The sequence below is a fragment of the Sphingomonas sp. AC522 genome (genome assembly GCF_979258125.1).
This window is the reverse complement of the sequence record NZ_OZ409836.1, coordinates 622,437-641,711: the sequence shown is the minus strand read 5'-3', so window position 1 is coordinate 641,711 and position 19,275 is coordinate 622,437. Positions and strand designations below refer to the sequence as shown.

Below are 19,275 nucleotides of genomic sequence, written 5' to 3'. Positions count from 1 at the left end.
GCGCTTCAGTTATGCGCTCGGTTGCGCTAGCGGCTGTACGTGATGTTACCCACAGATCGCCCCACAGCCGCATGAAGCTGCACCTCCATCTGCTCTCCGATTCGACCGGCGAGACGCTGGAGAATATCGCCAAGGCGGCGCTTGCCCAGTTCGACGATGTCGAGCCGCAGCGCCATTTCTGGCCGATGGTGCGCAGCGAGGCGCATCTCGAGCGTATCCTGGCAGAGATCGCGCAGAATCCCGGACTGGTGATCTTCACGCTGGTCAATAGCGAGACGCGGCGCACGCTCGAGAGCCGCTGCCGCGCAATGGGTCTGCCGGCGATCGCCCCGCTCGATCCGGTAAGCCATGCGCTGTCGAACCTGCTCGGCCAGGAAGCCAAGGCGCGGCCGGGGCGCCAGCACATGCTCGATGCGGCCTATTTTGCGCGAGTCGACGCGATCCAGTTCACCATTGCCCACGATGACGGGATCGGCTGGGAGAATTGGGAAGAGGCGGATATCGTTCTTGCGGGCGTATCGCGCTCATCCAAGACGCCGACTTCGATCTACCTGGCCAATCGCGGATTCAAGACCGCGAACATTCCGATCGTGGTGGAATCGCCACCGCCCGAGGCGCTCTACCGCCTGAAGCATCCGCTCGTCGTGGGCCTGACGACCAGCGCCGATCGCTTGGTCGCGATCCGGCGCAATCGGCTGCTGTCGCTCAACGAGGCGACCGAGACGAGCTATGTCGATCAGGATTCGGTGCAGCGCGAGCTCGCTTATGCGCGCCGGATGTTTGCCGACAATAGTTGGCCGGTGATCGACGTGACGCGCCGATCGATCGAGGAGACTGCGGCGGCGATCATCCAGCTCTGCAACGAGCGCACGCTGGCCAAGAGTGCCGAATGAGACTGGTGCTTGCCTCGCAAAGCGCCTCGCGCCGGGCGATGCTCGATGCCGCGGGGGTGGTTTACGAAGCCGTTGCAGCGCAAGTCGATGAGGCTTCGGCAAAGGAGTCGCTGCTAGCTGCGGGCACATCCCCGCGCGATCTTGCCGATGCGCTGGCCGAGCTCAAGGCATTGAAGGTCTCGCGAATGGCGCCGGGAGCATTGGTGCTGGGCGGCGATTCGCTGGTCGCGCTTGCCGATGGCAGCCTGCTCGACAAGCCCGAGAGCCGTGCCGAGGCCGCCGAGCATCTCCGCCGCATGTCCGGCACTGTCCATGAACTCTATAGCGCCGCAGTGATCGCCGAGAACGGCCAGCCAGTGTGGCGCTTCGTCGATCGCGCGAAACTGCACGTCCGCTCGCTCTCGGAAGCGTTCATCGCCGAGTATCTCGATCAGGAGTGGCCGGCCATTGCCGGCTGTGTCGGTTGTTTCCGCATCGAAGGTCCGGGCGTGCAATTGTTCAGCAGGGTTGAGGGGAGCCACTTCACGATCCTCGGCATGCCGTTGCTGCCGGTGCTCGATTATTGCCGCACGCGAGGGATTTTGACGTCATGAACTATGCCGAAGTGATCGGCGATCCGATCGTGCAATCCAAATCGCCGGCGATCCACGGCTTCTGGTTGAAGGCGCTAGGCATCGACGCGGAATATCGCGCGGCGCATGTGAAGCCCGAGGATCTCGCCGCCTATTTCGACTCGCGCCGCGCCGATCCTGAGTGGCGCGGCTGCAACATCACGATCCCGCACAAGCAGACGGCGCTCGAACTGGTCGAGGATCGCGGCGGAGTCCGCCAATCGATCGGCGCGATCAACACCGTGGTGCGTGACGGCGATGCCCTGATCGGGACCAACACCGATGCCGGCGGGTTCTATGCACCGATCGCGGGGCTCGATCTCGAAGGCGCGCATGCTGTGGTGATCGGCGCCGGCGGTGCGGCGCGGGCGATATTGTTCGCGCTGTCGAAGCTCGGCGTGGGCCGGGTGACGGTGATGAATCGCAATGTGCTCAAGGCCGCGGCCTTGCTGTCGAGCTTCGGGCTCAAAGGCGATGCGGTGCCGCTCGGATCGCCGCTGCCGCCCGCCGGGCTGGTGGTCAATGCCAGCGCGCTCGGCATGCAGGGCCAGCCGCCGCTCGACGTGGATCTGTCGCCGCTCCCCGAGGACGCGGTGGTCTATGACATCGTCTATGCTCCGCTCGAGACCGAACTGCTCGCCCAGGCGCGCAACCGCGAACTCGATACCGTAGACGGGCTCGACATGCTGATAGGCCAGGCGGCGCTGGCGTTCGAATTGTTCTTTAGCGCCGAGCCACCACGCGACCGCGACGAGGAGCTGCGGGCGCTGCTGACGTCATGATTGTCCTTGGCCTCACCGGCTCGATCGGGATGGGCAAATCGACGGTGGCGGCGATGTTTGCGGATGCCGGCGTGCCGGTATTCGATGCCGATGCTGAGGTTCACAAACTGCAGGGGCCGGGCGGGGCACTGGTGAGGGCGATCGAGGCGGCGTTTCCCGACACGACCGGACCACAGGGCGTCAACCGCACGGCGCTCGGCGAGGCAGTGATCGGGAACAAAGAAGCGTTCGCCCGGCTGGAGGCGCTGGTGCATCCCGCAGTCGCCGAGTCGCGGGCAGCGTTTCTCAAGCTGCACGCCGATGCCCATTTGGTGGTGCTGGACATACCCCTGCTCTTCGAGGCCGGAGGCTGGGAGAGCGTAGACAAGATCGCCGTGGTCTCCGCGCCTGCCGAAATTCAGCATGCGCGCGTGCTCGCCCGCCCCGGGATGAGCGAGGCGCGCTTCGAAGCTATCCTCGCCAAGCAATTGCCCGATGCGGAAAAACGCGCGCGCGCCGATTTCGTGATTCATACCGGCGTGCCCCTGGTTGAAACCCGGGCGCAAATAGATGCCCTGATCGCTTGCCTAGCGGAGCCGCGAGGAGGATAAGCAGGGCATGCGCGAAATCGTGTTCGATACCGAAACCACGGGCCTCAGCTTCCCGGGTGGCGACCGGCTGGTCGAGATCGGCTGTGTCGAGTTGCACAATCGCGTCATGACCGGGCGGACCTTCCATGCCTATGTGAACCCCGGCCGGCCGATGCCGATCGAGGCTTTTAACGTCCATGGCCTGAGCGACCGCTTTCTCTCGGACAAGCCAGCCTTCCATGAAGTGGTCGAGGATCTGCTCGAATTTCTCGGCGATTGTCCGCTGGTGGCGCACAATGCCGGGTTCGATTTCAGCTTCCTGAACGGCGAGCTCAAGCTGTGTGGGCGTCCGCATTGCGGCCCCGAGCGGATGATCGACACGCTGACGATCGCACGCTCGCGGCACCCCGGCGCTAAGCACAGTCTCGATGCGCTCTGCTCGCGTTACGGCATCGATCTTAGCCAGCGCACGCTGCACGGCGCCCTGCTCGACGCGCAATTGCTCGCCCAGGTCTATGTCGAGCTGACCGGCGGGCGGCAGATCACTTTGGGCCTCGCGGTCGATGCGCCGGTGATGCGCGAGACCCCCGCGGAGCATTCGACTCGGGTGCATGTGCGCCCGGCCCGCCTTTTTGCTGCGTCGAGTACGGAACTTGCGCGCCACGCAGCCTTTCTCTCTGGGATGGAGGAGCCGCTCTGGGGCACGGCCGCGTCCGGTTGACGGGCAACGGCAGCGTACCTAGGTCGCGCCCTCGCAACGGCGGAGGTAATTGATGGATATCCGGGTTTCTGGTCACCAGGTCGACACAGGCGATGCGCTCAAGACGCAAGTCACCGATCGGCTACAGGCCATCGCCGACAAATATTTCTCGCGCTCGATCTCGGCGCACGCGACCTTTGGCAAGGGACCGCACGATCACGGCTTCAACTGCAATATCGTGATGCACGTGATGCAGGGGCTGGTGCTCAAAGCCTCGAATGACGGGCAGGAAGCCAATGGCGCATTCAACGGTGCGGCCGATCGGATCGACAAGCAGCTGCGCCGCTATACGCGCCGGCTCAAGGACCGCCAGAACGGCGAAGTCACGGCGTTTGCCGAGAACGGCGCCTATGACAATGCCGGCTACACGCTGTTCCGCGAAGAGCCCGAGGCGGAGGAAGTCGCAGAATCGCCGCTGATCGTGGCCGAAACTCGCGTCGATGTGCCCGAGGCCACAGTGTCGGACGCCGTGATGATGCTCGATCTGCGCCACACCAATGCGCTGCTGTTCAAGAATAGCGGCACCGGCGCGCACAACATGGTCTATCGCCGCGGTGACGGGACCATTGGCTGGGTCGAGCCGAACCGCGCGTCGGCCTGATCGGGCATTCGGGCGGGGACATGACCGAACTCAGCGATTTGCTCGTGCCGGAGGCGGTTGTCGCCGGCATGAGCGCTGCCAACAAGAAAGCATTGTTCCAGCAGCTGGGGATTGCGGCGGCGCGGGCCTATGGGCTCGACGCCGCCCTGGTCACGACACGTCTGGCCGAGCGTGAAAAGCTCGGCTCGACCGGTTTTGGCGGCGGCATCGCCATCCCCCATGGCAAGCTTGGCGGATTGAAGCGCGTCTGCGGTATCTTCGCGCGGCTGCCCAAGGCCGTCGATTTCGCCGCGGTCGACGATCTTCCCGTGGACCTGGTGTTCATGCTGCTCTCGCCCGAAGGCGCCGGGGCCGATCATCTCAAGGCGCTGGCCTGCGTATCGCGCAAGCTGCGCGATCGCAGCTTCGCCGCCAAGCTGCGCGGAGCCGGATCGAACGACGCGCTCTATGCGCTGCTTACCGGCGTAGAGGCGCGCGACGCTGCCTGAAACCGCTCCGACCGGCGCCGAGGCGCATTTCCGCGCGCTCGAATCGCTTTATGCGGCCGCGCCGATCAATCGCCTGTTCGATTCGGTGCTCGAAATTCCCGAAGGCGGAGTCGCGCGGATCCGTTTCATGCTCGACAGCCGCTATTATCATGCCGCGGGCGCGGCGCACGGCACGAGCTACTTCAAGATGCTCGACGACGCAGCCTTTTACGCGGCGAACAGCCTGGTCACCGATCGTTTCCTGCTGACGACGGCGTTCAACCTGCTCTTCACCAAGCCCCTTACCGAGGGTCCGATGGTGGCCGAAGGGCGGTGGGTCAGCGGGCAGCGCCGGGTGTTCGTCGCCGAAGCGCGGCTGATTGACTCGACCGGCGAGGAAGCCGCGCGCGGCACCGGCACGTTCATGCGCTCGCGGATCGCCTTGGCAGGACTGCCTGGGTATCGGGCGGAGTGATGGCCCGCCTGGCCGCAGGGGTGATGGCGAGCGCACTGATCCGCGCCGCCGAACAGGCCGGCGGATCGGCGATGGTGCTGGCCAAGGGCGATCCGAGCGCGGGGGGCATCCTGGTGTTAACCATCGAGCGCGGCGCCAACCCTCGATTCTTCGAGCGCGGAATGGGGCCAAACGGTGCGCCGGCGCTGATACGCTCGGGTCCTGCCGAATTCGCGGATGAAGGCGAGGTCACCGATTATTGGCGCCGCCGCCGCGCACGCGATTGCGATTTATGGGTTATAGAACTGGATATCGCATCGGCAGAACGATTCGTCGCTGAAACGATGGGGTATAGTTGACATTGTGCAGGTGCGAAGAGAAAGGGCACGCACTTGAAACGCGTTGTGCCGATCGAAGTCAGAGATCGAACGGTTACGCAGTCGGGGGGTAGCCCGGCGGCCCGTATAAAAAGGGGGCCGTGCCGCGCGCCAACCGCATGATGTCGATTGAAAATGAAGTTTTTGCCACGCGCCGCGGTTATCGCGGCTGTGACTTTTTGCGCTGGCGCATTTGCGAACGCCGCGACGCTCGATCCGAGCCTGACCCAAGCAAATGGTCAGGACGTGCCGGTTCAAGCCAATAACCCCCAGGACCACCATGTGGTTCCCATGCCCGAGGCCAGTGTGGCCGCGATCCCGCGCTCCGCGGAAATCGTGCAGCCTCTCCCCGAGCCCGAACAAGACGATGATTTCGCTACGCTTTCGGCAGCGGTTGCAGCGCAGGACGCGCCCGCCGATCTGAACAGCGAGCTCAACTGCCTGGCAGTCGGCGTCTATTACGAAGCCAAGGGTGAGCCCTTGGCCGGCCAGCTGGCAGTTGCCGAAGTGATCCTCAACCGCACGACTTCGGGCCGCTTCCCGCGCTCGGTCTGCTCAGTGATCAAGCAGCGTGGCCAGTTCTCCTTCGTCCGTGGCGGTCAGCTCCCCACCCCGCCGGCCAATGCCCAGTGGCGCAAGGCGCTGGCAGTGGCCCAGGTCGCGCAGAAGGATTTGTGGGATTCGCCTGCCGCCAATGCGCTCTATTTCCATGCCCGCTATGTCAGTCCCGGCTGGAAGCGCGCGCGCGTCGGCACCATTGGCAATCACGTCTTCTATCGCTGAGCGACTCGCGGGCCTCTAGCCTGCGTTCCCAGAATGTTCTAACAGCCGGGGATGAACTCCCCGGCTGTTTTGATGTCCGAGCTTCCGCTGATCGCAGGCGATGTCGCGCGTGGCGTGACGCGCATGCTGCTCGCCCATGATTGCGTGGCGATCGCCGAAGTGCCGCTTGATGGCGGGCGGCGGGCTGATCTGATGGCGATCGATCGCCAGGGCAACATCGTCATCGTCGAGATCAAGGTGTCGCGCGCAGACCTGCTCGGCGATTGCAAATGGAACGATTATCTCGCGCATTGCGACCGCTTCTTCTGGGCGGTCCCCGAAGGATTCGATTTGCGTCCCCTGGAGCAGGAATGCTTCCTGCCCCAGCGCGCCGGAATCATCGTTGCCGATCGCTATGATGCCGCCGTGATGCGCGAGGCGGCGACGGTGCCGCTCGCCGCTTCCACCCGCAAGAAATGCACGTTGGCCTTTGCTCGCCGCGCCGCGCGCCGGGTGATCAACCTGCTCGATCCCGAGGCCGGGCAGATCTTCTAGAGCTTGGGACCTGAGCTGCCGCGCTGGACCTTCGGCGCTTCGGCGAGCAGCTTGGCGATCCGGGCATAGCGCTTCTCTTCGGCGGCATAATCCCGCGCGGACTTGCCGGTGACATTATCGGTTCGGTCGGGATCAGCACCCGCCGCCAACAATTCGACCACGGCCTCGACGTCATGCACCTGGACGGCGCGGATCAGCGGCGTCTCCCCGCTCGCATTCGCCAAATTCACATTCGCCTTGTATTTGAGCAGGATCGAGACGCCTTCGGTCCAGCCGCGCTCGGCGGCAATGATCAATGCGGTGTTGCCGCGACTGTCGCCCAGATTGGGATTGATGTCGCTCTGCTGGAGCAGGAAACGCAGATAGGTGGCGTCATTGCGCCGCGTGACGATATGGATCGCGGCCTCGCCGGTCGAGCGATCCTTGGTGTTGACGATCCGCAGCGTCTTGTCCTGCAGATATTGCGTAACCTTGGTGCCATCGGGTTTCCGGATGGCCTCCAGGAACTGGTAGCTGTCGGACATTTGCTGGGCGGCGGCGGGCGCTGCGCCGAACAGCAAAGCGGCGGCGGCTGCAGCGCCGAATGTGCGTGAAATCATCTTGAGCCCAAACCCTTGCCGAGAAACTTGATCGCATCGAACTTGCCAGCGCGCCTCTACCAGATCATGGCTAGCGGCGCCATGAATAGGATATTTCACTCTGTTGCCGCAGCGGCGCTGCTGGCGCTGGCGGCGTGCAGCAGCCCTGCCGAAGAGCCGCCGCTGGCCGGCGCCCGCATCGGCGGCCCCTTCGCACTCACCGATCAGAACGGCGCGCCGAAGCGCGACACCGATTTCGCCGGCAAATGGCGGATCGTCTATTTCGGCTATACCTTCTGCCCGGACATCTGCCCAACCGACATGCTCAAGATCGGTCAAGCAATGAAGCTGCTCGACAAGAGCGACCCCCGGATTGCCGCCAAGGTCGCGCCGATCATGATCTCGCTCGATCCCGAACGCGACACGCCCGCAGTGCTCAAGCAGTTCGTCGAGCAATTCCATCCGCGCTTCACAGGGCTCACCGGTAGCCTCGACGCCGTTACAAAGGCGGCAAAGGATTATGCCGTCGCGTTTCGCAAAGAGCCGGCGGGCGAATCCTATCTGATCGGACACACTCAGATCGCCTATCTGATGGACGCCGAAGGCAAGCCGATCACGTCGTTGCCGCTCGAAAAGGACGCGGCCGCGATCGCCGAGCAAGTGAAGCACTGGGTCCGGTGAGCAGCGGGCGCTTCTGGGAAGATACGCCGCTAGCCAAACTCGATCGCGCACAATGGGAGGCCCTGTGCGACGGGTGCGGGAAATGCTGTGTCCACAAGCTCGAAGACGAGGATACCGGCGAGCTCCACGCCACCAATGTCGCGTGCCGCCTGCTCGATCGGCGCATGGGACGGTGTAGCGATTACAAGCACCGCCACGCTTATGTCTCCGAATGCGTGCGGCTCAATGTGAACAATGTCGGGGGGATCGAGTGGTTGCCGAGTACCTGCGCCTATCGCCTGCGCGCCAATAACGAGCCGCTCCCCAACTGGCATTATCTGGTCTCGGGAGACCCCGAATCGGTCCACGCCGCCGGGCAATCGACTCGCGGCTGGACGATCAGCGAGGACGATGCCGGCGATTTCGAGCATCATCTGGTGGATAGGGAGCTGTGACCCAGGAGGTCGAGGTGGTTCGCAACGCGCGCTCGCGCCGGATGCGGCTCGCCGTCGATCCTCGCTCGGGTGCAGTGCGGCTGACACTCCCGACGCGCGCATCGCTGCGCAAGGCGCTGGCCTGGGCCGAGGAACAATCAGCGTGGATCGCCAAGCAGCGCGCCAGCCTGCCCCAATCCCGGCCATTCGAACCGGGCGCGCGTATCCCGCTGGAGGATGACCAAGTCGAAATCGTCTGGCCGACCACCACCGGGCGCCTGCCCCGGCTCGATGGCGACCGACTGCTCTGCGGCGGCCCGCGCGAGGGGCTCGAGCGCCGGGTCGAGCGCTGGTTGAAGGCCGAGGCGCTGCGCATCCTGAGCGACGAGACTGCCGAATATGCCGAGCGCGCCGGCGTCACCGTCACCAAGGTCGGGATCGGCGACGCCAAGGGCCGCTGGGGCAGCTGCGCATCGTCTGGGGTAATCCGCTATAGCTGGCGGCTGATCCTGGCGCCCAGCCTGGTCCGCCGTGCCACCGTCGCCCACGAAGTCGCGCACCGCGTCCATATGAATCATTCGCCGGCATTTCACCGGCTGGTCGAGCAGTTGTTCGAAGCCGATCCCGCGCCACAGCGCAATTGGCTGCGCCGCAATGGCGCCGCGCTTCACTGGATCGGGCGTTCCTGATTCCCACCCCGCGGAGGCTCTTCGCGTCCGCCACCTGACGGCCCCGGAATCGATTGCTGGCGCGGCGGCGGCGCGCGGGTCGGTGCGGGCTGGGGGTTGCCGGGCGGGGGCGCATTGCCCGTCATCCGATCGAGCCAGTCCTGATCGAGCCGGTCTGCTTCGCGGGTCGGGTCGGGCGCCTCGTCCTGCGGCAGCGGATTGCCATCCTCATCGACGAACAAGCCATTGTCGGGCGCTTCGTAATAGGCATTGTCCTCGGGCTCGATCTGCCATTCAGGCAGCGTCACCTTGGTATCGAATTCCTCGACTGCGCGCCCCGCCACGGCCTTCGACATAAAGGCCGAGAATGCCCGGGCAGGCGCAGTGCCGCCCTGAAGTCCGGGAACCACACGGGCATCGTCGCGGCCCATCCATACCCCGGTGGTCAGCCCCGAGGAGAAGCCGACGAACCAGCCATCCTTGTTCGAAGTTGTCGTGCCGGTCTTGCCCGCGACCGGGCGGCCGATCTGCGCTGCCCTGGCCGTGCCGGTATTGACCGCGGTCTGCAGCAGGTCGGTCATCTGCGCCGCCACATAAGGCGCTACGAGGACGTGGCTGGTATCGACCTCGTGCTGGTAAATCACAGCGCCGTTCGCAGTGACGCGGGTGATGCCATAGGGCGTGACCGCGACCCCCTTGCTCGCCACCGAGGCAAAGGCGCGAGTCATATCGATCAGCCGCACGTCCGAAGTGCCGAGCACCATTGATGGCAGGGTGTTCACCGGCGTCGTGATCCCGAAGCGCCGCGCCATGCTGGCAACGGTACCGAAGCCGACTTCTTGGCCGAGCTTGGCGGCGATCGTGTTGATCGAATAGGCAAAGGCCGAGCGCAGGCTCATCTCGCCCGAATTGCGCCGCGAATTGTTGCGCGGAGTCCAGCCGTTGATCGTCACCGGCTCGTCGACGACCATGTCGTCCGGACGATGCCCGGCCTCCAGCGCCGAGAGATAGACGAACAGCTTGAACGCCGATCCCGGCTGGCGCGTCGCCTGGGTGGCGCGATTGTAGATCGAGGCGACATAATCCTTGCCGCCGACCATCGCCCGTACCGCGCCGTCGCGATCGAGGCTCACCAATGCGCCCTGCGCTCCGGCCGGCGCATTGCGGCGGATGGCATCGTCGGCGCTGCGCTGCATGCCGAGATCGAGCGTCGTCCACACCTCCAGCGGGGCCTCGGTCTCGTCGATCAGCACTTCCAATTGGGGCAGCGCCCAATCGGTGAAATAGCGCACGCTGTTCTGCTTGGGCTCGGGTGCAAGCTTGACCGTGCTCGGATCGGTGGCCTCGGCCGTGGCGCGGCTGATCTTGCCGGTCTCCGCCATGACGTCGAGCACCACGCTCGCGCGCTGGACTGCGGCCTCGGCATCCGCGGTCGGCGAATAATGCGAAGGCGCCTTGACCAGCCCCGCGATCACCGCGGCTTCGGCGAGGCTCAGCGTGTTCGCCGGATGACCGAAGAACTTGCGGCTCGCAGCGTCGATTCCATAGGCGCCGCCGCCGAAATAGACCTTGTTGAGATAGAGCTCGAGGATCTGCTCCTTCGAGAATTTGCGCTCCATCGCCAGCGCCAGCACCGCCTCGCGGACCTTGCGGCCGAGATCATATTTGTTCGACAGGAAGATGGTCCGCGCGACCTGCTGGGTGATCGTCGATGCGCCCTGCAGGCGGCGGCCCGATCCGCGATTGGCGATGCCGGTGCGCACGGCGCGGCCCAGGCCCCACAGATCGACGCCCCAATGCGATTCGAAGCGCCGGTCCTCGACGGCGACGATCGCGTCCTTCATCACTTCGGGAATCTGGTCGTAACTGACCCATTCGCCATAGCTCGGCCCCATCGAAACCAGCACCGTGCCGTCTGCGGCATGGACCCGGATCATCTGGCCGTTGGGTGAGGATTTGAGCTCGTCGAAGCTCGGCAGCGATGCCCGGGTCGAGAAGATCGCGATGAGCATGCCCAGCGCGACGAGCACGCCGAGAGCGGCGCCACCGATCGCAGCCCAGAAGCCGATCCGCTTCCATTTGGCAGGATCGCGCCACCAGGGCTTGTTACGGACGATGACGGGAAGGTTTGAGGCCACGGCGGGGGGATTAAGCCCTAATCTGGCGGCCCACAAGGATCACGAGCCGGAAGGCCCCGCGCTAGCGCCTGATCGGTTTCAGTCGCGTGAACGGAAGTCCATGCTCACCGAATTGATGCAATAGCGCAGGCCCGTGGGCGGGGGACCATCGGGAAAGACATGGCCCTGATGCCCGTCGCACTTGGCGCAGCGCACTTCGACGCGGCGCATCCCATGGCTGGTATCGGCATGCTCGACGATATTCTCCGGCGCGACCGGCTGAGTGAAGCTCGGCCAGCCCGATCCCGAATCGAACTTGTCGGCGCTGTCGAACAGCTCGAGCTTGCAGCCCGCACACACATAAACGCCGTCTGCCTTGTTGTCGGTGAAGCGCCCGGCAAAGGCGCGCTCGGTGCCTGCTTCGCGCAGGACGACATATTGCTCGGGGGTGAGCCGCTTGCGCCACTCGGATTCGGACAGGTTGAGATGCTCCATGGTCCAAGCATGTGTGCATCCCCCCGCCCTGCGTCAATCCGCCTTGGTACTGATCCGGGTTAAGCCGCCGCTGGTCTTGAGCTGTTGCTTGAGCACATCGGCAGGCGGCGCCCAGAGAAAGCCGAAGCTCACCGTGCCGTGTTTGCTCTCGACTGCATGGTGCAGCCGATGCGCCTGGACAATGCGCTTCATATAGCGTGAGCGGGCGACATAACGGTGCGGCAAGCGCTGGTGGACGATGACGTCATGAAAGCCGAAATAGATCGCACCATAGCCGGCGATTCCTGCTCCGATCCAGGTAAAGCCCGGCCACCAGCCGAGCTGGACCCCACCATAGAGCAGCACGATCGACGGGACCGCGAAGATCACCGCGTAAAGATCGTTGAGTTCCCAATTGCCGCTCCGCGCCCGGTGATGGCTGGCATGCAGGAACCAGCCCGGGCCATGCATGATCCAGCGATGCGCGGCGTAAGCAAAGCCCTCCATCGCCAGGATGGTGCCAAGAAACAGCAGGATAGCCGAGATGGGATGCATGCTAGCGGTCTGCCACCCATGCGAAACCATTGGTGCCGAGCATCACTGTTCCCCGCGGCGCGCGCCCGAGTGATCGCCGATATGCGCCCCCTCCCGGATAACTCGCGAAGAGCAACGCCGAGACAAGACTGCACGGCACGCGGATCTTCCGGCCGGCGACCTGCTTGCCGGGCTCAACCTCCCAATCCGTGACTTCGAATCCGCGCCGGAATTGCTGCTTGAGCCGGGCCTGCGCGGCGAAATATTCGCGCGCAGTCATGCCTGCGAGCAAGCGGCCGAGCCCGGGATCGCTGGCGAACACCAGAGTCAATCTGAGCGGCCGGCCGCCGGCGGTCTCGGGCGTGGACATGATCGCGACTCGGGCATTCTCCGGGTGACAGGGCACCGGCGATCCACGCGCAGCGGGAATGGCGATCATGGCGGCGAGGGATAGGATGACGGCGGCGGCATTACGCATGGATCGTGTATAGCTGAGCTTTGCTGCACCTGCGAGGCCGAAGGGGTGGATTCGCTTGTGCGGCTGTGCTTTAGGCATGCCACATTCCCGATCTTCGAAAAGTCAGGACTAGCTCCCAATGAACATCCACGAATATCAGGCCAAGGAATTGCTCGCCAAGTTCGGCGTTCCGGTTCCAGCGGGCTTTGCCGCCCTCAGCGTCGAGGAAGCAGTTGAAGCCTCCGCCAAGTTGCCCGGTCCGCTTTATGTCGTGAAGGCACAGATCCACGCCGGCGGCCGCGGCAAGGGCAAGTTCAAGGAATTGGGTCCCGACGCCAAGGGCGGCGTCCGCCTGGCGCGCACGGCGGACGAAGTCCGCGCAGCGGCGCAGGACATGCTCGGCAACACCCTTGTGACGATCCAGACCGGCGATGCCGGCAAGCAGGTCAACCGCCTCTACGTCACCGACGGCGTCGACATTGCCAAGGAATTCTACCTGGCATTGCTCGTCAACCGCGCCACCGGCCGCATTTCGATGGTCGCTTCGACCGAGGGGGGCATGGACATCGAAGCGGTCGCGCACGACACGCCCGAAAAGATCCACTCGATCGACATCGACGCCGCCACCGGTTTCATGCCGCACCATGGCCGCGCCGTCGCCGCTGCGCTCGAGCTGACGGGTGACCTCGCCAAGCAGGCGGCCAATGTCGCCTCGAAGCTTTACGACGCCTTCCTCGGCACCGATGCCGAGCAGATCGAAATCAATCCGCTCGCAGTCACCGACGATAACAAGCTGCTGGTGCTCGACGCCAAGGTCGCGTTCGACGGCAATGCCATGTTCCGCCACAAGGATCTGATGGAGCTGCGCGACGAGACCGAAGAGGATCCGATGGAGCTCGAAGCCTCGAAGCACGACCTCGCCTATATCAAGCTCGATGGCGATATCGGCTGCATGGTCAACGGCGCCGGCCTGGCGATGGCGACGATGGACATCATCAAGCTCAACGGCATGTTCCCGGCCAACTTCCTCGACGTCGGCGGTGGCGCCAACAAGGAGAAGGTGACCGCGGCGTTCAAGATCATCCTCAGCGATCCGGCAGTGAAGGGCATCCTCGTCAACATCTTCGGCGGGATCATGCGCTGCGACATCATCGCCGAAGGGATCGTCGCCGCGGCCAAGGAAGTGAATCTGTCGGTTCCTCTGGTCGTTCGCCTTGAAGGCACCAATGTCCAGCAGGGCAAGGACATCCTCGCCAATTCGGGCCTACCGATCGTGGCAGCGAACGATCTCGGGGATGCCGCGAAGAAGATCGTCGCCGAAGTAAAACAGGCGGCCTGAACCTTTTCCTCCCCAGGAACGGTTCGGAGCATAGGAGAGTGGCATGAAGGTCTTGGTGCCGGTCAAGCGCGTGCTTGACTATAACGTGAAGCCCCGCGTGAAAGCGGACGGGACGGGCGTCGACTTGGCGAACGTCAAGATGAGCATGAACCCGTTCGACGAGATCGCGATCGAGGAAGCCGTGCGCCTCAAGGAAAAGGGCGCGGCAACCGAAGTTGTCGTCGTGACGATCGGCGTGGCCAAGGCCGAGACCGACGTGCTGCTCACTGCCCGCGCCATGGGCTGCGACCGCGGCATCCTGATCGCGACCGACGATGAAGTCGAACCGCTTGCCGTCGCTAAGCTGCTCAAGGCAGTCTGCGACGAAGAGCAGCCGGGTCTTGTGATCCTCGGCAAGCAGGCGATCGACGACGACAGCAACCAGACCGGCCAGATGCTTGCGGCACTGCTCGGCTGGCCGCAGGGCACCTTCGCCTCCAAGGTCGAAGTCGCTGGCGACCGCATCATGGTCACCCGCGAAGTCGATGGCGGCCTTGAGACCGTGGACCTCAAGGCTCCCGCGATCGTCACGACCGATCTGCGCCTCAACGAGCCGCGCTATGCGACCTTGCCTAACATCATGAAGGCCAAGTCCAAGCCGATCGCCAAGAAGACCATCGCCGATTACGGCGTCGATGTCTCGCCGCGGCTGACCACGCTCAAGGTGGTCGAGCCCGCCAAGCGCACTGCCGGCGTCAAGGTCGCCTCGGTCGATGAGCTGGTCGAGAAACTCAAGGCCCTGGGAGTAGCGAAATGAAGACGCTGGTTTGGGTCGAGCACGACAATTCCTCGGTCAAGGACGCGACGCTCGCCGTCGTCACTGCTGCCTCGCAGCTTGGCGAAGTCCATCTGATCGTCGCGGGCAGCGGTTGCGCCTCTGTGGCCGATGCCGCAGCGGGCATTGCCGGCGTGGGCAAGGTCCATCTGGCCGACGACGCATCGCTGGGTCATGCGCTCGCTGAGAATGTCGCGCCGCTGATCGTCAGCCTGATGGCCGATCATGACGCGGTCCTCTTCCCAGCGACCAGCAACGGCAAGAACATCGCGCCGCGCGTCGCCGCCCTGCTCGATGTGATGCAGATCTCGGATATCCTCTCGGTCGAGAGCGCCGACACCTTCACGCGTCCGATCTATGCCGGCAATGCGATCGCCACGGTGCAATCGAGCGACGCCAAGAAGGTGATCACTGTCCGCGGCACGGCCTTCGCCAAGGCGGCGATGACCGGCGGCAGCGGCACGGTCGAGGCCGTTGGCGGCGCCAGCGATGCGGGCATCTCGAAGTTCGTCTCGGCCGAGATCGCCGAATCGACGCGCCCCGAGCTGACTGCCGCCAAGGTGATCGTCTCGGGCGGCCGCGCGCTGCAGAATGGCGAGAACTTCCACGCGCTCATCGAGCCGCTCGCCGACAAGCTCGGCGCCGCGGTCGGCGCCTCGCGCGCTGCGGTCGATGCCGGCTATGTCCCCAACGATTATCAGGTCGGCCAGACCGGCAAGATCGTTGCCCCCGAAGTCTATATCGCCGTCGGCATCTCCGGCGCGATCCAGCATCTCGCGGGGATGAAAGACTCCAAGACGATCATCGCGATCAACAAGGACGAGGACGCCCCGATCTTCCAGGTCGCCGACATCGGCCTGGTCGGCGACTTGTTCAAGCTGGTGCCGGAGCTGACCGAGAAGCTCTGAGCCATGCTGAAATCAGAAGGGGCGGTCGGAAACGGCCGCCCTTTTTTTGCTCAATCGCTGCGCAACTTGCGGTGCAGCCGCGACGACGCGCCATAGGTGGAAACCCAGACGAGCAATTCGGTAGCGCTCGTCACGATCTTGTCGAGAGCTCGCAAGAATACGGTCGGAGGACCGGTGCGCGCGGTATTGGCGCCATCCAGATGGGCGATCTCTTCTTCGCGGATTGCCGCGATTGCGTCTGCGAGCGGGGCATCGTGCAACGTCAGCCACGCGACCTGTTCCGTCATGTGTCGGTGGACCGTGCGCTCCACTGCCTGGGTGCACACCAGTATTGCCTCACGCCCGAACATCGCCGTCACGGCTCCGAGCAACGCGCCGCCGACCCCCCATAGTGGCAGCATGTTGCATGGCCGCTCGTTGCGCGTGTGAAGAGCACTTTCAAACATCGCGCAGTGACGTACTTCATCCGCGAGCGCGCCTTCCAGTAAAGGCAGCAGGTCAGGAGCGATGCGCCGGGCCTTGGCGATCTGCGCGCGATAGATCCGAATCGCGCCATGTTCCCCGGCATGATCAACGCGCAAGATATCGCGCGTAATCGACGCCGACTTGTTCGTCATCCCACTCGCACCCGCGCGAACCGCAGCACGGCGTAGCCCGCCAGCGCCGACAACACCGAACCCGCCAACACCCCGATCTTCACCTGATCAGCAAGCTCAGGCCGCCCCGGAAATGCCAGTCCGCCGATGAATAAGCTCATCGTGAAGCCGATGCCGGCGAGCAGCGCAGTGCCATAGAGCTGTGCCCAGCTTGCACCTTCGGGCGGAGATGCGAAACGGGTCCTGGCGGCCACCCACACAGCAGCGAAGATCCCGCCTTGCTTGCCGAGGAACAGCCCCAGCGCGATGCCAAGCGGCAGCGGCGCGAGCAGCACCGCGGGGGACAGTCCCGCAAACGAAACCCCGGCATTGGCGAAGCCAAACAGCGGCAGAACCGCGAACGCCACCCAGGGATTGAGCGCATGCTCGAGCCGCTCGCCCGCCGCCGCCGGTATCGCCATCGCCGCGAGCACGCCTGCGACGGTGGCGTGCACGCCCGAGCGGAACACGAACAGCCAGAGCAAGGCTGCCAGCAGCAGATAGGGCCACAGCCGCACCACGCCGCCGCGGTTCAGCCCCGCCATCGCCAGCAGCAGCCCGCCCGCCACCGCGAGCGAGAGCCAGTCGAGATGTGCCGTATAGACCAACGCGATAATCGCCACCGCGCCCATATCGTCGACGATCGCGACGGTGGTGAGGAACAGCTTGAGCGAGGCCGGAGCCCGGCTGCCGAGCAACGCCATCAGCGCCATTGCGAAGGCGATGTCGGTCGCCGCGGGAATCGCCCATCCGCGCGTCAGACCCGGCGTGCCGCTGGTGACTGCCAGATAGACCAGAGCCGGTACAATCATCCCTGCCACTGCGGCAACCACCGGCAGGCGCCGCTGCTGCCACGTCGCCAGCCGGCCCCCGGCGAACTCGCTCTTGATCTCGAGTCCCACGAGCAGGAAGAACACCGCCATCAGCGCATCGTTGATCCAGTGCTGAGTACTGAGCGGCCCCAGTTTCACGTGGATCAGTTCTGCATAAAGATGCGACCATGGCGAATTGGCGACAACCAGCGCGAGGGCCGATGCCGTCATCAGCACGATTCCGCCCGCCGCTTCGCTCGCGATGAAATCCTGCAGCGAAGCGCGAAGACGCTTCATGCTCGCGCCAGCGCCTCGGCAATCAGCTTGCGGCTGTTCGCCACGCCATAGAGTGCAATGAAACTGCCCATCCGCGGCCCCTGTTCGGATCCGAGCAGGGTCTCGTAGAGCGCCTTGAACCAGTCACGTAAGCGTTCCTTGCCAAAGCGCTCCTTGCCGATCTCGTAGACTGCGTTCTGCAAGTCCTCGGCCGAAGCGTCGGCTCCCAGCCCTGCAAGCTGCGCATCGAGATCGCGGAGTGCATCGGCCTCGACGCCCTCCGGTGCCCGGCGCACGGGCTTGTCCGCCACATCGCGCACATAAGCCAGCGCATAGCCGATCAGGTCGTCGAGCGCCGGATAGGCCTCGGGAGTCGCATCGGGCACATAATTGGCCAGATAACCCCAGACCTGGGCCTTGCTCGCCTCGCCCATCACGCCGACCAGATTGAGCAGCAGCCCAAAGGTCACCGGCAGCGCCTCGGTGGGCGGCGGGCCATTATGGATGTGATGCACCGGATTGCCGAGCTGCTGTGTCACTTCCTGCGCCGGGTAATTGCCGCGGAACTGCCAATAATCGTCGATCGCGCGCGGGATCAGCCCAAGGTGCAGCGCCTTGGCCTTTTTGGGCTCGCGATAGATGTAGAAAGCGAGCGATTCGTCGGGGCCATAGGTCAGCCATTGTTCGATCGACAGGCCATTGCCCTTTGACTTGGAAATCTTCTCGCCCTTGGCGTCGAGGAACAGCTCGTAGATCAGCCCCTCCGGCTTCCGCCCGCCCAAGACTTGCGCGATCCGGCCGCCGAGCACGCCCGAATCGATCAGATCCTTGCCATACATCTCGTAATCGACGCCCAGTGCCGCCCAGCGCATCCCCCAATCGGGCTTCCACTGCAGCTTGGCCTTCCCACCAAAGATCGACTGCTCGACGGTTTCGCCGTCATCGATAAAGCGGATGGTCCCCGCTTCGGCGTCCACGACTTCGACCGGCACCTGCAGAACCACGCCGCTCGTCGGGCTCACCGGCAGCACCGGCGAATAGGTTGCCTGGCGCTCGGCGCGCAGCGTCGGCAGCATCACGCTCATGATCGCGTCGTAATTGCGCAGCACTTCACGCAATTTCTCGTCGAAGCGCCCGCTCGCATAATATTCGGTCGAGGACGCGAACTCATATTCGAAGCCGAAGCGATCGAGGAATTCGCGCAGCATCGCATTGTTGTGCGCCGCGAAGCTGTCATGCGTGCCGAATGGATCGGGAATGCGGCTCAGCGGCTTGCCGAGATGCGTCGTCAGCATCTCCTTGTTCGGCACATTGTCGGGCACCTTGCGGAGGCCGTCCATGTCGTCGCTGAACGCGATCAACCGCGTCGGCAGCCCGGTCATCTCCTCATAGGCCTTGCGCACCATCGTCGTGCGCAGCACTTCCTGGAAGGTGCCGATATGCGGCAGCCCCGACGGGCCATAGCCGGTCTCGAACAGCATCGGCGACGCTTTTCCGTCTTTGGCGGGCTTCCCCTCGGGATAGCGTTTCACCAGCTTGCGCGCCTCTTCGTAAGGCCAGGCCTTGGATTCGAGTGCGGCGGCGCGGAGAGCTTGCATGTCGGTCATGATGCCGCGCGTCTAACCGAGAGCAGCGTGCCTCGCCAGCTTTTGCGGGAAAGCCGCTTGACTCCGTACCTCGGTACGGAAGCCATAAGCGCTTTTGCCCACTCTCGGGCATTCAGGAGAAAGACCATGAT

The 19,275-nt window shown here is 64.3% G+C and carries 25 protein-coding genes; 17 read left to right on the top strand and 8 right to left on the bottom strand.

Annotated elements, in window-relative coordinates:
* The first annotated feature begins 71 nt into the window (after window positions 1-71).
* The 11 genes from ACZZZM_RS03275 to ACZZZM_RS03225 all read left to right on the top strand — a co-directional run bounded on the left by ACZZZM_RS03275 (window position 72) and on the right by ACZZZM_RS03225 (window position 6,831).
* Window positions 72-893, top strand: coding sequence for a pyruvate, water dikinase regulatory protein (locus tag ACZZZM_RS03275; RefSeq protein ID WP_463593680.1), 822 nt, complete (start codon window positions 72-74; stop codon window positions 891-893).
* Window positions 890-1,486 (top strand): Maf family protein, encoded by a 597-nt coding sequence (locus ACZZZM_RS03270; RefSeq protein ID WP_463593679.1) that lies wholly within the window; start codon window positions 890-892, stop codon window positions 1,484-1,486. The genes ACZZZM_RS03275 and ACZZZM_RS03270 overlap by 4 nt, the downstream gene beginning before the upstream one ends.
* The gene (gene aroE / locus ACZZZM_RS03265; protein ID WP_463593678.1) at window positions 1,483-2,286 is read left to right on the top strand and encodes a shikimate dehydrogenase; all 804 of its coding nucleotides are present in this window, start codon (window positions 1,483-1,485) and stop codon (window positions 2,284-2,286) included. Before ACZZZM_RS03270 ends, aroE begins: the two co-directional genes overlap by 4 nt.
* Window positions 2,283-2,876, top strand: a complete 594-nt coding sequence (coaE, locus tag ACZZZM_RS03260) for a dephospho-CoA kinase (protein ID WP_463593676.1) — start codon at window positions 2,283-2,285, stop codon at window positions 2,874-2,876. The genes aroE and coaE overlap by 4 nt, the downstream gene beginning before the upstream one ends.
* A 7-nt stretch (window positions 2,877-2,883) precedes the next feature.
* Entirely contained in the window at window positions 2,884-3,576 is a 693-nt protein-coding gene (gene dnaQ / locus ACZZZM_RS03255) for a DNA polymerase III subunit epsilon (protein WP_463593675.1), read from the top strand.
* A 52-nt stretch (window positions 3,577-3,628) separates the two neighbouring features.
* Window positions 3,629-4,216 (top strand): ribosome hibernation-promoting factor, HPF/YfiA family, encoded by a 588-nt coding sequence (hpf, locus tag ACZZZM_RS03250; protein ID WP_463593674.1) that lies wholly within the window; start codon window positions 3,629-3,631, stop codon window positions 4,214-4,216.
* Window positions 4,217-4,236: 20 nt separating this feature from the next.
* A complete protein-coding gene (locus tag ACZZZM_RS03245) occupies window positions 4,237-4,704 on the top strand; it encodes a PTS sugar transporter subunit IIA (RefSeq protein WP_463593673.1) in 468 nt (155 codons plus the stop codon).
* Window positions 4,697-5,158, top strand: a complete 462-nt coding sequence (locus tag ACZZZM_RS03240; RefSeq protein WP_463596368.1) for a PaaI family thioesterase — start codon at window positions 4,697-4,699, stop codon at window positions 5,156-5,158. The genes ACZZZM_RS03245 and ACZZZM_RS03240 overlap by 8 nt, the downstream gene beginning before the upstream one ends.
* Window positions 5,158-5,496: a DUF1491 family protein gene (locus tag ACZZZM_RS03235; RefSeq protein WP_463593672.1), complete on the top strand. Its 339-nt coding sequence runs from the start codon at window positions 5,158-5,160 to the stop codon at window positions 5,494-5,496. The genes ACZZZM_RS03240 and ACZZZM_RS03235 overlap by 1 nt, the downstream gene beginning before the upstream one ends.
* Before the next feature lie 153 nt (window positions 5,497-5,649).
* Window positions 5,650-6,297: a cell wall hydrolase gene (locus ACZZZM_RS03230; RefSeq protein WP_463593671.1), complete on the top strand. Its 648-nt coding sequence runs from the start codon at window positions 5,650-5,652 to the stop codon at window positions 6,295-6,297.
* 72 nt (window positions 6,298-6,369) lie between these two features.
* Window positions 6,370-6,831: an MmcB family DNA repair protein gene (locus tag ACZZZM_RS03225; RefSeq protein WP_463593670.1), complete on the top strand. Its 462-nt coding sequence runs from the start codon at window positions 6,370-6,372 to the stop codon at window positions 6,829-6,831.
* On the opposite strand, the gene ACZZZM_RS03220 is transcribed toward ACZZZM_RS03225, so the two are convergent.
* Window positions 6,828-7,430: an ankyrin repeat domain-containing protein gene (locus tag ACZZZM_RS03220; RefSeq protein ID WP_463593669.1), complete on the bottom strand. Its 603-nt coding sequence runs from the start codon at window positions 7,428-7,430 to the stop codon at window positions 6,828-6,830. The genes ACZZZM_RS03225 and ACZZZM_RS03220 overlap by 4 nt on opposite strands.
* 81 nt (window positions 7,431-7,511) lie before the next feature.
* On the opposite strand from ACZZZM_RS03220, the gene ACZZZM_RS03215 reads away from it, so the two are divergent.
* Genes ACZZZM_RS03215 through ACZZZM_RS03205 form a run of 3 tightly spaced genes read left to right on the top strand, consistent with a single transcriptional unit; the run spans window position 7,512 to window position 9,192 of the window.
* Window positions 7,512-8,090 (top strand): SCO family protein, encoded by a 579-nt coding sequence (locus ACZZZM_RS03215; protein ID WP_463593668.1) that lies wholly within the window; start codon window positions 7,512-7,514, stop codon window positions 8,088-8,090.
* Complete coding sequence (locus tag ACZZZM_RS03210; RefSeq protein WP_463596367.1) at window positions 8,078-8,524, top strand: YcgN family cysteine cluster protein; 447 nt, start codon at window positions 8,078-8,080, stop codon at window positions 8,522-8,524. Before ACZZZM_RS03215 ends, ACZZZM_RS03210 begins: the two co-directional genes overlap by 13 nt.
* Window positions 8,521-9,192 carry a M48 family metallopeptidase gene (locus ACZZZM_RS03205; RefSeq protein ID WP_463593667.1) on the top strand — a complete coding sequence of 224 codons (672 nt, stop codon included), beginning with the start codon at window positions 8,521-8,523 and terminating at the stop codon, window positions 9,190-9,192. Before ACZZZM_RS03210 ends, ACZZZM_RS03205 begins: the two co-directional genes overlap by 4 nt.
* Here the strand turns inward: ACZZZM_RS03205 and ACZZZM_RS03200 are convergent.
* The 4 genes from ACZZZM_RS03200 to ACZZZM_RS03185 all read right to left on the bottom strand — a co-directional run bounded on the left by ACZZZM_RS03200 (window position 9,171) and on the right by ACZZZM_RS03185 (window position 12,774).
* Window positions 9,171-11,183, bottom strand: coding sequence for a transglycosylase domain-containing protein (locus ACZZZM_RS03200; RefSeq protein WP_463596366.1), 2,013 nt, complete (start codon window positions 11,181-11,183; stop codon window positions 9,171-9,173). The genes ACZZZM_RS03205 and ACZZZM_RS03200 overlap by 22 nt on opposite strands.
* Window positions 11,184-11,387: 204 nt before the next feature.
* A complete protein-coding gene (gene msrB, locus ACZZZM_RS03195) occupies window positions 11,388-11,783 on the bottom strand; it encodes a peptide-methionine (R)-S-oxide reductase MsrB (protein ID WP_463593666.1) in 396 nt (131 codons plus the stop codon).
* Window positions 11,784-11,816: 33 nt separating this feature from the next.
* Window positions 11,817-12,317 (bottom strand): sterol desaturase family protein, encoded by a 501-nt coding sequence (locus ACZZZM_RS03190; RefSeq protein ID WP_463593665.1) that lies wholly within the window; start codon window positions 12,315-12,317, stop codon window positions 11,817-11,819.
* A 1-nt stretch (window position 12,318) separates the two neighbouring features.
* The gene (locus ACZZZM_RS03185; protein WP_463593664.1) at window positions 12,319-12,774 is read right to left on the bottom strand and encodes a hypothetical protein; all 456 of its coding nucleotides are present in this window, start codon (window positions 12,772-12,774) and stop codon (window positions 12,319-12,321) included.
* A gap of 118 nt (window positions 12,775-12,892) precedes the next feature.
* On the opposite strand from ACZZZM_RS03185, the gene sucC reads away from it, so the two are divergent.
* The 3 genes from sucC to ACZZZM_RS03170 are packed head-to-tail and all read left to right on the top strand — an operon-like array spanning window position 12,893 to window position 15,814.
* Window positions 12,893-14,092 carry an ADP-forming succinate--CoA ligase subunit beta gene (gene sucC, locus ACZZZM_RS03180; RefSeq protein ID WP_463593663.1) on the top strand — a complete coding sequence of 400 codons (1,200 nt, stop codon included), beginning with the start codon at window positions 12,893-12,895 and terminating at the stop codon, window positions 14,090-14,092.
* A gap of 43 nt (window positions 14,093-14,135) precedes the next feature.
* On the top strand, window positions 14,136-14,888 hold the full coding sequence (locus ACZZZM_RS03175) for an electron transfer flavoprotein subunit beta/FixA family protein (RefSeq protein WP_463593662.1): 753 nt from the start codon (window positions 14,136-14,138) through the stop codon (window positions 14,886-14,888).
* Window positions 14,885-15,814 (top strand): electron transfer flavoprotein subunit alpha/FixB family protein, encoded by a 930-nt coding sequence (locus tag ACZZZM_RS03170; RefSeq protein ID WP_463593661.1) that lies wholly within the window; start codon window positions 14,885-14,887, stop codon window positions 15,812-15,814. The genes ACZZZM_RS03175 and ACZZZM_RS03170 overlap by 4 nt, the downstream gene beginning before the upstream one ends.
* Window positions 15,815-15,864: 50 nt before the next feature.
* Here the strand turns inward: ACZZZM_RS03170 and ACZZZM_RS03165 are convergent, their stop codons facing one another.
* From ACZZZM_RS03165 to ACZZZM_RS03155, 3 genes are read right to left on the bottom strand one after another with little or no spacing between them, the layout of a single operon-like run.
* On the bottom strand, window positions 15,865-16,431 hold the full coding sequence (locus ACZZZM_RS03165; RefSeq protein WP_463593660.1) for a demethoxyubiquinone hydroxylase family protein: 567 nt from the start codon (window positions 16,429-16,431) through the stop codon (window positions 15,865-15,867).
* Window positions 16,428-17,558 carry a Na+/H+ antiporter NhaA gene (nhaA, locus tag ACZZZM_RS03160; RefSeq protein WP_463593659.1) on the bottom strand — a complete coding sequence of 377 codons (1,131 nt, stop codon included), beginning with the start codon at window positions 17,556-17,558 and terminating at the stop codon, window positions 16,428-16,430. Before nhaA ends, ACZZZM_RS03165 begins: the two co-directional genes overlap by 4 nt.
* The gene (locus tag ACZZZM_RS03155; protein ID WP_463593658.1) at window positions 17,555-19,144 is read right to left on the bottom strand and encodes a lysine--tRNA ligase; all 1,590 of its coding nucleotides are present in this window, start codon (window positions 19,142-19,144) and stop codon (window positions 17,555-17,557) included. The genes nhaA and ACZZZM_RS03155 overlap by 4 nt, the downstream gene beginning before the upstream one ends.
* Window positions 19,145-19,275: the final 131 nt, after the last annotated feature.

What these genes read in the sequence shown, in the direction of transcription:
- ACZZZM_RS03275 (WP_463593680.1), top strand. Translation starts at nt 72, where the DNA reads ATGAAGCTGCACCTCCATCTGCTCTCCGATTCGACCGGCGAGACGCTG.
- ACZZZM_RS03270 (WP_463593679.1), top strand. Translation starts at nt 890, where the DNA reads ATGAGACTGGTGCTTGCCTCGCAAAGCGCCTCGCGCCGGGCGATGCTC.
- aroE (WP_463593678.1), top strand. Translation starts at nt 1,483, where the DNA reads ATGAACTATGCCGAAGTGATCGGCGATCCGATCGTGCAATCCAAATCG.
- coaE (WP_463593676.1), top strand. Translation starts at nt 2,283, where the DNA reads ATGATTGTCCTTGGCCTCACCGGCTCGATCGGGATGGGCAAATCGACG.
- dnaQ (WP_463593675.1), top strand. Translation starts at nt 2,884, where the DNA reads ATGCGCGAAATCGTGTTCGATACCGAAACCACGGGCCTCAGCTTCCCG.
- hpf (WP_463593674.1), top strand. Translation starts at nt 3,629, where the DNA reads ATGGATATCCGGGTTTCTGGTCACCAGGTCGACACAGGCGATGCGCTC.
- ACZZZM_RS03245 (WP_463593673.1), top strand. Translation starts at nt 4,237, where the DNA reads ATGACCGAACTCAGCGATTTGCTCGTGCCGGAGGCGGTTGTCGCCGGC.
- ACZZZM_RS03235 (WP_463593672.1), top strand. Translation starts at nt 5,158, where the DNA reads ATGGCCCGCCTGGCCGCAGGGGTGATGGCGAGCGCACTGATCCGCGCC.
- ACZZZM_RS03230 (WP_463593671.1), top strand. Translation starts at nt 5,650, where the DNA reads ATGAAGTTTTTGCCACGCGCCGCGGTTATCGCGGCTGTGACTTTTTGC.
- ACZZZM_RS03225 (WP_463593670.1), top strand. Translation starts at nt 6,370, where the DNA reads ATGTCCGAGCTTCCGCTGATCGCAGGCGATGTCGCGCGTGGCGTGACG.
- ACZZZM_RS03220 (WP_463593669.1), bottom strand. Translation starts at nt 7,430, where the DNA reads ATGATTTCACGCACATTCGGCGCTGCAGCCGCCGCCGCTTTGCTGTTC.
- ACZZZM_RS03215 (WP_463593668.1), top strand. Translation starts at nt 7,512, where the DNA reads ATGAATAGGATATTTCACTCTGTTGCCGCAGCGGCGCTGCTGGCGCTG.
- ACZZZM_RS03200 (WP_463596366.1), bottom strand. Translation starts at nt 11,183, where the DNA reads ATGCTCATCGCGATCTTCTCGACCCGGGCATCGCTGCCGAGCTTCGAC.
- msrB (WP_463593666.1), bottom strand. Translation starts at nt 11,783, where the DNA reads ATGGAGCATCTCAACCTGTCCGAATCCGAGTGGCGCAAGCGGCTCACC.
- ACZZZM_RS03190 (WP_463593665.1), bottom strand. Translation starts at nt 12,317, where the DNA reads ATGCATCCCATCTCGGCTATCCTGCTGTTTCTTGGCACCATCCTGGCG.
- ACZZZM_RS03185 (WP_463593664.1), bottom strand. Translation starts at nt 12,774, where the DNA reads ATGCGTAATGCCGCCGCCGTCATCCTATCCCTCGCCGCCATGATCGCC.
- sucC (WP_463593663.1), top strand. Translation starts at nt 12,893, where the DNA reads ATGAACATCCACGAATATCAGGCCAAGGAATTGCTCGCCAAGTTCGGC.
- ACZZZM_RS03175 (WP_463593662.1), top strand. Translation starts at nt 14,136, where the DNA reads ATGAAGGTCTTGGTGCCGGTCAAGCGCGTGCTTGACTATAACGTGAAG.
- ACZZZM_RS03170 (WP_463593661.1), top strand. Translation starts at nt 14,885, where the DNA reads ATGAAGACGCTGGTTTGGGTCGAGCACGACAATTCCTCGGTCAAGGAC.
- ACZZZM_RS03165 (WP_463593660.1), bottom strand. Translation starts at nt 16,431, where the DNA reads ATGACGAACAAGTCGGCGTCGATTACGCGCGATATCTTGCGCGTTGAT.
- nhaA (WP_463593659.1), bottom strand. Translation starts at nt 17,558, where the DNA reads ATGAAGCGTCTTCGCGCTTCGCTGCAGGATTTCATCGCGAGCGAAGCG.
- ACZZZM_RS03155 (WP_463593658.1), bottom strand. Translation starts at nt 19,144, where the DNA reads ATGACCGACATGCAAGCTCTCCGCGCCGCCGCACTCGAATCCAAGGCC.